This window comes from Pseudomonas sp. 5Vm1k, assembly GCF_056161485.1.
Genome location: NZ_JBSPCZ010000015.1, coordinates 1 through 13,525, shown reverse-complemented (window position 1 = coordinate 13,525; position 13,525 = coordinate 1). Strand labels below are relative to the sequence as shown.

The following is a 13,525-nucleotide window of genomic DNA, read 5'->3' as shown; positions in this document are numbered from 1 at the left end:
ACTGTCGAAGCACTCTGCATAACAAATGTTGCGATCTTGCACCGACAGGCCGGCAAAGCTTTCGCCCGTTGCTGGCAAAAGGCTAAGCTACAGATTATTCAGTGCTGATGCTGTCAGCACTTGTCATGATTTTTCTGCCCGGATGTCTCATGCGCAGTCGCCTTTTCAGTCTTCTATCTTGCTTACTTCTCTCTGCCACTGCCGCTCAATCAGTCCAGGCGGTGGACCTGTCCACCCAGCGCCAATATTACGATGAAGCCAAGCGTGCCTTGGCCAAAGGCGATTCCGAGCCTTATTTCCGTTATAGCCAGGCCCTCAGCGATTATCCGCTGGAGCCGTATCTTGCCTACGACGAACTGACTGCACGCCTCAAAACCGCCAGCAATGCCGAAATCGAGAAATTCCTCGCCGAACACGGTGATCTGCCGCAGTCCAACTGGATGAAGTTGCGCTGGTTGCGTTGGCTGGCCGATCGTGGCGACTGGGCGACCTTCGTCAAATATTACGACCCCAAGCTCAATTTCACCGAACTGGACTGCCTGAACGCGCAGTACGAGATCGGCCATAACCTGAAAGCCCAAGGTTACGCCAACGCCGAAAAACTCTGGCTGACCGGCAAATCGCAGCCCGCTTCGTGTGATGGCCTGTTCGGGATCTGGGCCGCCGAAGGCCAACTGACCGAACAGAAACGCTGGGAACGCACCAAACTTGCCGCCCAGGCGCGCAACTACCCGCTAGCCAACAGCCTGGTGAATGGCCTGACCACCCTCGCCCCGCGCGGTCGCTTATTGGTGGACGTGGCGCAGAAGCCCGAGCTGCTCAATCAGCCTTCACGGTTTGTTCCGGCCGATGAGCCGATGTCCGACATCGTCAGTCTCGGCCTGCGTCGCTTGGCCAAGCAGGACCCGGATAAGGCCATGGACCTGCTCGACGGTTATGCCAGCAGCATGCACTTCTCCCGCGATGAAAAAGTGGCAATCGCCCGGGAAATCGGCCTGACCCTAGCACGACGTTATGACCCTCGCGCACTGGATGTGATGACCAAGTACGACCCGGAACTGCGCGACAACACCGTGTCCGAATGGCGTCTGCGCCTGCTGCTGCGCCTGGCTCGCTGGGACGACGCGTACCAGTTGACCCGCCGCTTGCCACAGGACCTGGCCACTACCAACCGCTGGCGATACTGGCAGGCTCGCAGCCTGGAACTGGCGCAGCCGCAGAACCCGGAAGCGCAGACGCTGTACAAGGGGCTCGCCCGCGAACGTGATTTTTATGGCTTCCTCGCCGCCGACCGTTCGCAATTGCCTTACTCGCTGGTCAACAAACCGTTGGTGCTCAGCCAGGCCACCATCAACAAAGTGCGCAACACACCGGGTGTACGCAGAGCCCTGGAGTTCCACGCCCGTGGACAGGTCGTCGATGGTCGTCGCGAGTGGTATTACGTCAGTCGCCATTTCAACCGTGACGAGATGGTTGCCCAGGCAAAACTGGCCTACGACTTGAAATGGTATTTCCCGGCAATCCGCACCATCAGTCAGGCGCAGTACTGGGACGACCTGGACATCCGCTTCCCAATGGCCCACCGCGACACCCTGGTGCGCGAAGCCAAGGTCCGTGGCTTGCATTCGAGCTGGGTGTTCGCCATCACCCGCCAGGAAAGCGCCTTCATGGATGACGCCCGCTCCGGCGTCGGCGCCAGCGGCCTGATGCAATTGATGCCCGGCACCGCCAAGGAAACCGCGCGCAAGTTCAGCATCCCCCTGGCCTCGCCACAGCAAGTGCTCGACCCGGACAAGAACATCCAGCTCGGCGCCGCTTACCTGAGCCAGGTCCACAGCCAATTCAACGGCAACCGCGTCCTCGCCTCCGCCGCCTACAACGCCGGCCCCGGCCGTGTGCGCCAGTGGCTGCGCGGTGCCGATCACCTGAGCTTCGACGTCTGGGTGGAAAGCATCCCGTTCGACGAAACCCGCCAATACGTGCAAAACGTGCTGTCGTACTCGGTGATCTACGGCCAGAAGCTCAACTCGCCACAGCCGCTGGTGGATTGGCATGAGCGGTATTTTGATGATCAGTGACCGGTAATGCCGGTCACGTAGGAGCTGCCGAAGGCTGCGATTTTTTGATCTTGCTTTGAGCCGCAAACAAAAAATGCCCGCATCGATTGATGCGGGCATTTTTTTATCGCAAGTTGAAAGCGAAGATCAAAAGATCGCAGCCTGCGGCAGCTCCTACGCCAATCTCGACCGCAGAGATGCCCTCCCGGGCTCAGTCAAACGGTATCGTTGAGCCGGGCTTTTAGGTGAGTCGGGATCCGTCATTTCGATCAAACCGGCGGCCAATGCCGGCTTGAGGTAGTTGGCCCGAAACGTCGCCTTATGCGCCAGACCGACCTCTACCATCAACTCATTAACCTTGAGCGGGCGACCGCCATTGAGCGCCAAAAGCAGTTTCGCTACTTGGTCGGTTACTTGGTCGGTTACTTGGTCGGTCAGGGGTTCGTTCCTGGCCGCTTCCGCCAATGCGAGACTCAACGCCTGAAGCATAAACTCAACAAAGGGCGTCGATTCCGCCAACTGGTCAGCAGCCGACAATGCCGCGTAATACGTATCCTGCTGCTCACGAATTACCGCTTCAACCGGCAGATACGCCAACACAGGACGCCATTGACTAAGTATCAAGGTCTGCCAGAGACGCCCCATCCGGCCATTGCCATCGGCAAAAGGATGGATGAATTCGAACTCGTAATGAAACACACAACTGATGATCAACGGATGCCAGTCAGACGCTCCCAGCCATGCCAGCAAGTCATCCATCAAGTGCGCAACGCGACTCGGTGGTGGGGCCATATGGACCAATTGCTCGCCACGGTAAATACCTACACCCGCTTGACGAAACCGACCGCAATCATCAATCAATCCATGCATAAGCAGTTCATGCGCCCGGAGCAAATCGGCTCGGCTATCCGGCTGCCAATCCGGCATTGCTTCATAAGCAGTAAAGGCGTTGCGTACTTCCTGGATTTCCCGAGGCAAGCCCAACACGCGCTGCCCAGCGAGAAGCGCCGTTACCTGCTCGATGCTGAGGGTGTTGTTCTCGATCGCCAACGAAGCCTGAATCGTACGAATACGATTGCCGCGGCGTAGCTGAGGCGTCTGGCGACTATCACCTACAGCCGAAAGCTGACCGATCTGCTCACTGATCTCGGCGATCAGCGCCAGTATTCTTGTGGTCAGGGTTAACGGTGGTTGATAGCGACTCATAGCCTCATCCGGGCAGCTTGATCAAGGCGACATGATGCCCGAACAGACGAGTCCAGGCAGCCTTCATTCAGAGACAAAAGATCGCAGCCTCGTTTCACTCGACAGCTCCTACACAGCGCCTACGCGTGCAGGTCGAGTTCGGCTTTGCCATCACTAAACTGCAACGCTGCCAACCGCGCATACAACGCATTGCTCGCGACCAGTTCCTGATGCGTGCCTACTGCCACCAATTTCCCTTGGTCCATCACCGCGATGCGGTCAGCGTTTTTCACCGTGGCCAAGCGGTGGGCGATGACCAGGGTGGTGCGGTTTTTCATCAGGCTGGGCAGGGCTTGCTGGATCAGGTGTTCGCTCTGCGCGTCGAGGGCGCTGGTGGCTTCGTCCAGTAACAGGATCGGTGCGTCCACCAGCAGCGCGCGGGCGATGGCCAGGCGTTGGCGCTGGCCGCCGGACAGACCGAGGCCGCCGTCGCCGAGGTGGGTCTGGTAGCCGTTGGGCATTTGTTCGATGAAGTCGTGGGCGTAGGCGATTTTTGCCGCCTCTTGGACTTGGGCCAGGGTCGCGCCCGGATTCCCGTAGCGGATGTTTTCTTCGATGCTGCCGAAGAACAACGCCGGGTTTTGCGAGACCAGAGCGAAGCAGCGACGCAGGTCCAGCGGATCAAGCTGAGTCAGCGGCACGCCGTCGAGCAGGATGCGCCCTTCAGCGGGATCGTAAAAACGCAGCAGCAAGTCATACACGGTGGACTTGCCTGCGCCGGAGGGTCCGACCAGTGCGAGGGTTTCGCCCGCGTTGATGGTCAGAGTCAAGCCATCCACGGCGAAGCTTTCGGGACGCGAGGGGTAGGAAAAGCGCACATCTTGCAGAACCAGATTGCCCTTGACCCGCTCGGGCAACGTCACCAAACCGCTGGTCGGTGGCTGGATGATGTTTTCCGATCGTAGCAATTCGGCAATCCGTTCCGCCGCACCGGCCGCCCGCTGCAACTCGCCAATCACTTCGCTCAGGGTGCCGAAGGCGCTGCCGACGATCAGGCTGTAGAAAACAAACGCTGCCAGCTCTCCCGCCGAAATGCGTCCGGCGATCACATCCATGCCACCGACCCAGAGCATGACGCCCACAGCGCCGAGCACCAATACGATCACCAGGGTAATCAGCCAGGCCCGCTGGAAAATACGCTTGCGCGCCGTGTCGAATGCCTGTTCCACAGTCATGGCGAAACGTTGCTCGTCCTGAACCTGATGGTTGTAGGCCTGCACGGTTTTGATCTGACCGAGGGTTTCGGAGACGTAGCTGCCGATATCGGCAATCCGGTCCTGGCTCAGACGCGATAGGCTGCGCACCCGGCGTCCGAAGATCAGGATCGGCGCGATCACCAACGGCAGGGCGATCACCACAATGCTGGTGAGTTTGGGGTTGGTAATAAACAGCAGCACGATCCCGCCAATGACCATCAGCAGATTGCGCAGGAACAGCGATAACGATGAGCCGATCACCGATTGCAGCAGCGTGGTGTCCGCGGTCAACCGTGACTGAATTTCAGAGCTGCGGTTGTCTTCGTAGAATCCCGGATGCAGGTAAACAAGGTGGTTGAAGACCTGGCGCCGAATATCCGCGACGACCCGCTCGCCGATCCACGACACCAGGTAAAAACGCGCGAAGGTGCCAACGGCCAGACCGAGCACCAGCAACATGAACAAACCAATGGTCTGGTTGAGCAGATGCGCCGACTGAGTCATGAAGCCCTGATCCACCAACAGGCGAATGCCCTGCCCCATGGACAAGGTGATGCCCGCCGTGACGATCAACGCGAGCAAGGCGCCGAAGGCCGGCCAGCGATACGGAGCAAGAAAATGACTGGTCAGGCGAAGGGCACGCCGGTGACGGGAAGAGAGCATCGGGTTCATCCAGGTTCGCAACAGAAGCGATTGATGGGGCCAGCCTACACACTCAATGGGGTGGAACGCTGTAAATCACAATGAGTCAGGTTAATTATGACCGCCAAGACTAGCGGCTAGACGCTATTGGTCTAAAGTCCGGGTGGCAACGTCGCGGTATTTCTGGTGGACTGATGTTGCCGTCCTGGGGAGATCGCAGGGAGTTGTCACAGCCCGGTCACCTGGCGGTTTTAGAGTAAGCACACAACCTGATGAGGAGACAGGCCATGTCCTTGCAAAACAGCAGCGATGACAAGATTCAAGTGATCCGCACACAGCCAGACCAGTCTCTGGGTTGCTCGATTATCGATAAGGATGGGCACGAAGTACCGATCACTGAAGACATGATCCAGGACGCTTGCCGCGAACTGGAGCAACGATTGGTCAAGCCTGCCGAACAAAAGTGATATAGCCACCGTCTTCTTGACCCGGCCCTGGTTGGCCGGGTTTTTTATGGGTATTCGTCAGGGAATTGCGGCGCGGCTTTCGCGGGCAAGCCTCGCTCCTACAGGTTTTGTGTCGTTCGTTGAATGTTTGGACAATTCAAATCTGTAGGAGCGAGGCTTGCCCGCGAAGGGGTCGACGCGATGTTCAGACTGCCAAAGCACCCAACGCCGCCACGATCTGGCGCAACGCCGGCGAATCCCCATCAATGCGCACCTGCAACCCGTCAATTTCCCTGCGCGACGGATAGTTCTTGCGCAGCGCATCAAACGCCGCACGTTGTTCGCTCACATTGCCTACAAGGCTGCGGCGAAAATCCGCATCGTCACGGCGCGGGTCGTACACGCCTCGGCACAACATCGCCAGCGCCCAGGCCGGATCGCTGTCAGCGTGCAAGGTCACTTGCGTCAACCACGGCGCCGGCAGCAAATCGCTCAGGCTGACTTCGGCCGGCTGACCGAGGAAGTCGCAATACGCCTGATAGATCTGCGCCGTGCCGCGCTGTTTGCCGTCGAGGCTGTAACCGGCGATATGCGGCGTCGCCAGCACGCAAAGGTCAGCCAGTGCCACATCGACTTCGGGCTCGCCTTCCCAGACGTCCAGCACCGCTTGCAGGTCTTCACGCTGCAGCAACACCTGACGCAGCGCCGCGTTGTCCACCACTGGGCCGCGGCTGGCGTTGATCAGCCAGGCGCCGGGTTTGAGTCGGTTCAAACGGGGTTTGTCGAACAGATGCCAGGTCGCCTGAGCGCCATGCTTCTTCAAAGGTGTGTGCAGGCTGATGACATCGCACTGCTCGATGATCTGCTCAAGGCTGACGAAATCGCCGCCCTGCGCCGCTTGCCGTGGCGGATCGCACACCAGCACGTTCCAGCCCAGGCCTTTCAGCACGTTGACCAGTCGCCCGCCTACTTCGCCGGCACCGACCACGCCGTAAGTGCGCTGAGTCAGGTCAACGCCTTCGATCTCGGCCAGGGTCAGCAGGCTGCCGAGCACATAATCGACCACGCCCCGGGCATTGCAGCCGGGTGCGCTGGACCAGGTGATGCCGGCCTGCTGGAAGTAATCCAGGTCCAGGTGATCGGTGCCGATGGTGCAGGTACCGACAAACCGCACCTTGCTGCCCTCGAGCAACGCGCGATTGACATTAGTCACCGAGCGCACCAGCAGCACATCGGCTTGCTCGACCGTGGCGCGGTCGATGGAACGCCCCGGCACCCGGCGGATTTCGCCGAAACCCTGGAAAAAGGCATCGAGCAGCGGGATATTTTCGTCGGCAACAATCAGCATGGCGGGGCTCCTTTGGCGGATCGGCAGTGTAGGCGGAGTTGCCCCGTTGCGCCTAGCACGTATCCCCCGGCAAGGGTTGTGTAGGAGCAATGTCGGGGCTGTGTAGGAGCTGTGTAGGAGCTGTCGAGTGAAACGAGGCTGCGATCTTTTGATCTTGGCCCCTTCAAAAACAAGATCAAAAGATCGCAGCCTCGTTTCACTCGTCAGCTCCTACGGGTTGTGCAGTATGGGGATGTGCAGTAAGTGGGAAAGATTACAAATCCCTAACACAGCGCTTTTCCTGACCAGTGCGTCAACGGGGTAGAATGCGCCGCCCTGCGCATCAAATATCCCTGGACGCTTCGCCCTTGAATTCCGTGACTGATCAGCCCGCTACGACCACTCTCACCCGCCCGGCCCGGGTTCGCCTGGAGCTGAAAAACCTGTTCGCCCTGGCGTTGCCAATCATGATCGCGCAACTGGCGACCACGGCCATGGGCTTCGTCGATGCCGTGATGGCGGGCCGGGTCGGCCCCCGTGACCTCGCAGCCGTAGCGCTGGGCAACTCGATCTGGGTCCCGGTGTTCTTGCTGATGACCGGCACCTTGCTCGCCACTACGCCAAAAGTCGCCCAACGCTTCGGCGCCGGCACTCACAGCGAGATCGGCCCGATCGTGCGTCAGGCCCTATGGCTGGCGCTGGTAGTTGGCTTGATGGCGACCGGCATGCTGATCGCTGCCGAACCAATCTTGCACATCATGAAGGTCGACCCCGAGCTGATCGGCCCCTGCATGCAATACCTGCACGGCATTGCTGCCGGTTTGCCAGCGGTCGCGCTCTATCACGTCTTGCGCTGCTTCAGTGACGGTATGGGCCGCACTCGCCCGGCGATGATCCTCGGTTTGTGCGCCCTGGCGCTGAACATCCCGCTGAACTACGTCTTCATTTATGGCCACTTGGGCGTGCCCGCCATGGGCGGTGCCGGCTGTGGCTGGGCGACAGGGATTGTGATGTGGTTCATGGCCCTCGGCATGGTGGCCTATACACGCTGGGCGCCGGCCTACCAGAAAAGCGAGCTGTTCAGTCGCTTCGACTGGCCACAATGGTCGGTGATCAAACGTCTGCTGGGCATCGGCCTGCCGATCGGCATTGCAGTGTTCGCCGAATCGAGCATCTTCGCGGTGATCGCCCTGCTGATCGGCAGCCTCGGCGCAACCGTCGTGGCCGGTCACCAGATCGCGCTGAACGTCAGCTCCCTGGTGTTCATGATCCCGTATTCGCTAGGGATGGCCGTTACCGTACGCGTCGGCCAGGCACTGGGCCGCAATGAACCGCGTGAAGCGCGCTTCGCGGCGGGCGTCGGCATGGGCAGTGCGCTGGCTTACGCCTGCCTGTCGGCGAGCATGATGCTGTTGCTGCGCGAACACATTGCCACGATCTACACCGCCGACCCGACAGTGATTCACGTGGCGGCGATGCTGATCGTGTATTCGGCGCTGTTTCAGTTTTCCGACGCGATCCAGGTCACGGCGGCCGGCGCCTTGCGTGGTTATCAGGACACTCGGGTGACGATGATCCTGACCCTGTTTGCGTATTGGGGGATTGGCTTGCCGGTGGGTTACGCGTTGGGCCTGACCGACTGGTTCGGCGCGCCAAGCGGCCCGAGCGGGCTGTGGCAGGGTTTGATCGTGGGCTTGAGTTGCGCAGCGCTGATGCTGTCGATCCGCCTGACGCGCAGTGCGCGCAAGCGAATCCGCATCAGCCAGTCGGCGGGTTAAGCGAGTTTCTTGCGGATCCAGTAGAGGTAGGTACCTGCCTCTTCGTGCTGGCCGACCAGTTCATGGTCGAGGAACACGCAGAACTTGGGAATGTCGCGCCGGGTCGACGGGTCGGTGGCGATCACCTTGAGCAGGCCACCGGGCGCCAGGTCACGGATGTGCTGGTGCAGCATCATCACCGGCTCCGGGCAGTTGAGGCCGGTGGCGTCGAGGGTGCCGTCTACCGGCGTATCAAGCATTTCACTCATGATTCACTCCTGAAACTGGCCGGCATTGTCGCGCATTGCCGGGTGTTCGGTCATCTGTGGCATGACGCCATCCCCCCTGTGGGAGCGGGCTTGCTCGCGAAAGCGGTGTGTCAGTCGACATCAATGTTGAATGTCAGTCCGCCTTCGCGAGCAAGCCCGCTCCCACATGGGTCCGCGTAACTCAGCGGGATTTCGGTTTCTTCACGTCAATCCGGCGCAAATGACAGGTCACTTCTTCGCGGTCGTGGTACAGCTGTTTACAGCCGATCTCGACCTTGATCCCGCGCTCCTTGAAGCCATCGGCGATGCGTTCCAGCAAGCGCTTCACTTCCGCGTAACGCTGTTTCATCGGCAGCTTGAGGTTGACCACCGCTTCGCGGCAATGGCCTTCGCCAATCCACTCTTCCAGCATCGCGGCGTTGCGCGCCGGTTTCTCGACGATGTCGCAGACCATCCAGTCCACCGGTTGGCGCGGCTTGAAGGTGAAACCATCGGCCATCAAGTGCTGTACCAGGCCGGTGTCCATCAGGCTTTCGGCCATCGGGCCGTTGTCGATGGCGGTCACCAGCATGCCACGGTTGACCAGTTGCCAGGTCCAGCCGCCCGGCGCGGCGCCGAGATCAACGCCAGTCATGTCGCTGTGCAAGCGCTCGTCCCACTGATCACGCGGGATAAAGTGGTGCCAGGCCTCTTCCAGCTTCAGCGTTGAACGACTTGGCGCGTCGCGCGGAAACTTCAGGCGTGGAATGCCCATCGGCCACATCGCCGAATTGTTCGACTCGGCCAGGCCGACGAACACTTCACGGCCGCTTTTGAATGTCAGCAGCAAACGCGGCTTGCTGGCATCCTCCACCAGTTTGCCGGCCGCCATCAGCGCCTTGCGCAGGTGACCTTCGAATTTCTTGCAGAAATTCGACAGCTCCTTGCCATCGTTGGTGTCGACCATTTCCAGCCACAGGCTGCCGCACACCGGGAAGTCGACAATGTGCGCGAGGATCACGCTGATGCGGTCGGTTTCCGGCAAGTCGATGAAAATCCCGCGAGCCCATTGGCGCGGGAAGATCAACTCGGCGAAACGCTGACCGCGCATCAGGCGCTCGGCGCCGTCTTCTTCGGTGCAGATGAATTCGGCGCAGGCGCTGGCGGTCTTGGCCTTGGCATAACCGGCCACGTTCAAGCGTGCGGCGTGTTCGGCAATCTCGGAACAGACTTCGCCTTCGAAGCCCGGCCGGCAATGCATAAAGAGGGTGTTCATTGAATCTCCTGGGCAATCGGCAATGATCGATGCGCAAACTTGCCCTGTAGCAAAGCCTGTCACGAAAACCGCCGCATGATAGCCGAGTTCGGAACCTTGGACTTGCCCATAGAGTCCAGTTATTAGCTTTAACGAATGAACAGGGCTAGGTTAAAGGCTCTGCTTGTCCCGTCAGTCCGTAGCCGTGCGGACCCAAAGGAGTTATTTCAAATGCCGTCCCTCGATAGCCTGAAAACCCTTAAAACCTTACAAATCGACGACAAGACCTACCATTACTTCAGTCTGCCCGACGCTGCCAAGAGCCTCGGTGATCTCGACAAGTTGCCCATGTCGTTGAAAGTGTTGCTGGAAAACCTGCTGCGCTGGGAAGACGAAAAAACCGTCACCGGTGCCGACCTCAAGGCGATTGCCGCGTGGCTCAAGGAGCGCCGCTCCGACCGCGAAATTCAATACCGCCCTGCCCGCGTATTAATGCAGGACTTTACCGGCGTGCCCGCCGTGGTCGACCTGGCCGCCATGCGCGCCGCCATGGCCAAGGCCGGCGGCGACCCGCAGCGGATCAATCCGCTATCGCCGGTGGACCTGGTGATCGACCATTCGGTGATGGTCGACAAGTTCGCCAGTTCCAGTGCCTTCGAACAGAACGTCGACATCGAAATGCAACGCAACGGTGAGCGTTATGCGTTCCTGCGCTGGGGCCAAAGTGCCTTCGACAACTTCAGCGTGGTGCCACCGGGCACTGGTATCTGCCACCAGGTGAACCTGGAATACCTCGGGCGCACGGTCTGGACCAAAGACGAGGACGGCCGCACTTACGCCTTCCCCGATACGTTGGTCGGCACCGACTCCCACACCACCATGATCAACGGCCTCGGCGTGCTCGGCTGGGGGGTGGGCGGGATCGAAGCGGAAGCGGCGATGCTCGGCCAACCGGTGTCGATGCTGATTCCGGAAGTGATCGGTTTCAAACTCACCGGCAAGCTCAAGGAAGGCATCACCGCCACCGATCTGGTGCTGACGGTTACGCAGATGCTGCGCAAGAAAGGCGTGGTCGGTAAGTTCGTCGAGTTCTACGGCGACGGCCTCGCCGATCTACCGCTGGCCGACCGCGCGACCATCGCCAACATGGCCCCGGAATACGGCGCCACCTGCGGTTTCTTCCCGGTCGATGACGTGACGCTGGAATACCTGCGCTTGTCCGGCCGCCCGCCGGAAGTGGTGAAACTGGTCGAGGCCTACACAAAGGCTCAGGGCCTGTGGCGCCTACCGGGCAAGGAACCGATCTTTACCGACAGCCTGGAACTGGACATGGGCGCCGTCGAAGCCAGTCTCGCCGGGCCGAAACGCCCGCAAGACCGCGTATCGCTGCCGAATGTCGCCCAGGCTTTCAGTGACTTCCTTGGCCTGCAAATCAAACCCACCAGCAAGGAAGAAGGACGCCTGGAAAGTGAAGGCGGCGGCGGTGTCGCGGTGGGCAACGCCGACATGGTTGGCGAGGCGGACTACGAGTCTGAAGGCCATACCTACCGGTTGAAAAACGGCGCAGTGGTGATCGCCGCGATCACGTCCTGCACCAATACCTCCAACCCCAGCGTGATGATGGCGGCCGGGTTGGTGGCGAAGAAAGCAGTCGAGAAAGGCCTGAAACGCAAACCGTGGGTCAAGAGTTCATTGGCGCCGGGGTCGAAAGTGGTCACCGATTACTACAAGGCTGCGGGTTTGACGCAGTACCTCGATGAACTGGGTTTTGCCTTGGTCGGTTATGGCTGCACCACTTGCATCGGTAACTCCGGGCCATTGCCGGAGCCGATCGAGAAAGCCATTCAGAAAGCCGATCTGGCAGTGGCGTCGGTGTTGTCGGGCAACCGCAACTTCGAAGGCCGGGTGCATCCACTGGTGAAAACCAACTGGCTGGCCTCCCCGCCGTTGGTGGTCGCTTATGCGCTGGCGGGTACGGTGCGCATCGACATCAGCAGCGAATCCCTGGGCGATGACAAGAATGGCAACCCGGTTTTCCTGCGGGACATCTGGCCGAGCACCCAGGAGATTGCCGACGCGGTGAATCAGGTCAACACCGCGATGTTCCACAAGGAATACGCCGAAGTGTTTGCCGGCGACGAGCAGTGGCAGGCAATCGAAGTGCCGCAGGCCGCGACTTATGTCTGGCAGGAGGATTCGACCTACATCCAGCATCCGCCGTTCTTCGATGACATCGGTGGGCCGCTGCCGGTGATTCAGGACGTGAAAAAAGCCAACGTGTTGGCGTTGCTCGGCGATTCGGTGACCACCGACCACATCTCCCCCGCCGGCAACATCAAGGCCGACAGCCCGGCCGGTCGTTACTTGCGCGAGAAAGGCGTGGAACCGCGGGACTTCAACTCCTACGGCTCGCGGCGTGGCAATCATGAAGTGATGATGCGCGGTACCTTCGCCAACATCCGCATTCGCAATGAAATGCTCGGCGGCGAAGAAGGTGGCAACACGATCTACATTCCGACCGGCGAGCGACTGCCGATCTACGACGCCGCCATGCGCTATCAAGCGTCGGGCACGCCGCTGGTGGTGATTGCCGGGCAAGAATACGGCACCGGGTCGAGCCGCGACTGGGCGGCCAAGGGCACCAATCTGCTGGGGGTGAAAGCGGTCATCGCCGAAAGCTTCGAGCGGATTCACCGCTCCAACCTGGTGGGCATGGGCGTGCTGCCGCTGCAATTCAAGCTGGATCAGAACCGCAAGAGCCTGAATCTGACCGGCAAGGAAACCGTGGATATTCTCGGTTTGACCGGCGTCGAGGTCACACCGCGAATGAATCTGACCCTGGTGATCACCCGTGAAGACGGGAGCAGCGAGAAGGTCGAGGTGTTGTGCCGCATCGATACCTTGAACGAAGTGGAGTACTTCAAGGCTGGGGGGATTTTGCATTACGTGTTGCGGCAGTTGATTGCTTCATAAGCACCGCAGCTGACACAGACACCGCCTTCGGGCGGTGTTTTTGTTTGTGCTGAGTGCTGAACAAAAATACCCTGCACACCCGAACAACTGTGGGAGCGGGCTTACTCGCGAAGGCGGTGTGTCAGGCGACATCGATGTTAGCTGTGATGGCCTCTTCGCGAGCAAGCCCGCTCCCACAAGGGGAAATGTGTTGAACACAAAGCCCCTGAACACCACCGACCCACTGTGGGAGCGGGCTTGCTCGCGATGGCGTACTGACAGGCGATATTGATGTTGAATTTAATGGCCCCTTCGCGAGCAGGCTCGCTCCCACAAGGGGGAATGTGTTGAACACAAAGCCCCTGAACACCACCGACCCACTGTGGGAGCGGGCTTGCTC

General features: G+C 60.0%; 9 protein-coding genes. 4 read left to right on the top strand and 5 right to left on the bottom strand.

Annotated elements, in window-relative coordinates:
- Positions 1–149: 149 nt before the first annotated feature.
- A complete protein-coding gene (locus ACWIKB_RS24895) occupies positions 150–2,078 on the top strand; it encodes a transglycosylase SLT domain-containing protein (protein ID WP_475270134.1) in 1,929 nt (642 codons plus the stop codon).
- Positions 2,079–2,231: 153 nt separating this feature from the next.
- On the opposite strand, the gene ACWIKB_RS24890 is transcribed toward ACWIKB_RS24895, so the two are convergent.
- Together ACWIKB_RS24890 and ACWIKB_RS24885 are read right to left on the bottom strand one after the other, a co-directional pair.
- Entirely contained in the window at positions 2,232–3,263 is a 1,032-nt protein-coding gene (locus ACWIKB_RS24890; protein WP_475270132.1) for a Fic family protein, read from the bottom strand.
- A 119-nt stretch (positions 3,264–3,382) separates the two neighbouring features.
- Positions 3,383–5,170, bottom strand: coding sequence for an ABC transporter transmembrane domain-containing protein (locus tag ACWIKB_RS24885; RefSeq protein ID WP_475270130.1), 1,788 nt, complete (start codon positions 5,168–5,170; stop codon positions 3,383–3,385).
- Between the two features lie 257 nt (positions 5,171–5,427).
- On the opposite strand from ACWIKB_RS24885, the gene ACWIKB_RS24880 reads away from it, so the two are divergent.
- The gene (locus tag ACWIKB_RS24880; protein ID WP_475270128.1) at positions 5,428–5,607 is read left to right on the top strand and encodes a PA1571 family protein; all 180 of its coding nucleotides are present in this window, start codon (positions 5,428–5,430) and stop codon (positions 5,605–5,607) included.
- A 184-nt stretch (positions 5,608–5,791) separates the two neighbouring features.
- On the opposite strand, the gene pdxB is transcribed toward ACWIKB_RS24880, so the two are convergent.
- A complete protein-coding gene (pdxB, locus tag ACWIKB_RS24875) occupies positions 5,792–6,934 on the bottom strand; it encodes a 4-phosphoerythronate dehydrogenase PdxB (protein WP_475270126.1) in 1,143 nt (380 codons plus the stop codon).
- 347 nt (positions 6,935–7,281) lie between these two features.
- On the opposite strand from pdxB, the gene ACWIKB_RS24870 reads away from it, so the two are divergent.
- Positions 7,282–8,691: an MATE family efflux transporter gene (locus tag ACWIKB_RS24870; RefSeq protein WP_475270124.1), complete on the top strand. Its 1,410-nt coding sequence runs from the start codon at positions 7,282–7,284 to the stop codon at positions 8,689–8,691.
- Here the strand turns inward: ACWIKB_RS24870 and tusA are convergent.
- Complete coding sequence (gene tusA / locus ACWIKB_RS24865; protein ID WP_427633864.1) at positions 8,688–8,939, bottom strand: sulfurtransferase TusA; 252 nt, start codon at positions 8,937–8,939, stop codon at positions 8,688–8,690. The two genes, ACWIKB_RS24870 and tusA, sit on opposite strands and share 4 nt — an antisense overlap.
- 181 nt (positions 8,940–9,120) lie before the next feature.
- A complete protein-coding gene (gene rlmM, locus ACWIKB_RS24860; protein ID WP_054054317.1) occupies positions 9,121–10,194 on the bottom strand; it encodes a 23S rRNA (cytidine(2498)-2'-O)-methyltransferase RlmM in 1,074 nt (357 codons plus the stop codon).
- A 210-nt stretch (positions 10,195–10,404) separates the two neighbouring features.
- On the opposite strand from rlmM, the gene acnA reads away from it, so the two are divergent.
- Positions 10,405–13,146 carry an aconitate hydratase AcnA gene (gene acnA, locus ACWIKB_RS24855; RefSeq protein WP_475270121.1) on the top strand — a complete coding sequence of 914 codons (2,742 nt, stop codon included), beginning with the start codon at positions 10,405–10,407 and terminating at the stop codon, positions 13,144–13,146.
- Positions 13,147–13,525 lie beyond the last annotated feature (379 nt).

Coding starts and splice junctions, on each gene's coding strand:
- ACWIKB_RS24890 (WP_475270132.1), bottom strand. CDS start 3,263: ATGAGTCGCTATCAACCACCGTTAACCCTGACCACAAGAATACTGGCG.
- acnA (WP_475270121.1), top strand. CDS start 10,405: ATGCCGTCCCTCGATAGCCTGAAAACCCTTAAAACCTTACAAATCGAC.
- ACWIKB_RS24895 (WP_475270134.1), top strand. CDS start 150: ATGCGCAGTCGCCTTTTCAGTCTTCTATCTTGCTTACTTCTCTCTGCC.
- tusA (WP_427633864.1), bottom strand. CDS start 8,939: ATGAGTGAAATGCTTGATACGCCGGTAGACGGCACCCTCGACGCCACC.
- rlmM (WP_054054317.1), bottom strand. CDS start 10,194: ATGAACACCCTCTTTATGCATTGCCGGCCGGGCTTCGAAGGCGAAGTC.
- ACWIKB_RS24880 (WP_475270128.1), top strand. CDS start 5,428: ATGTCCTTGCAAAACAGCAGCGATGACAAGATTCAAGTGATCCGCACA.
- pdxB (WP_475270126.1), bottom strand. CDS start 6,934: ATGCTGATTGTTGCCGACGAAAATATCCCGCTGCTCGATGCCTTTTTC.
- ACWIKB_RS24885 (WP_475270130.1), bottom strand. CDS start 5,170: ATGAACCCGATGCTCTCTTCCCGTCACCGGCGTGCCCTTCGCCTGACC.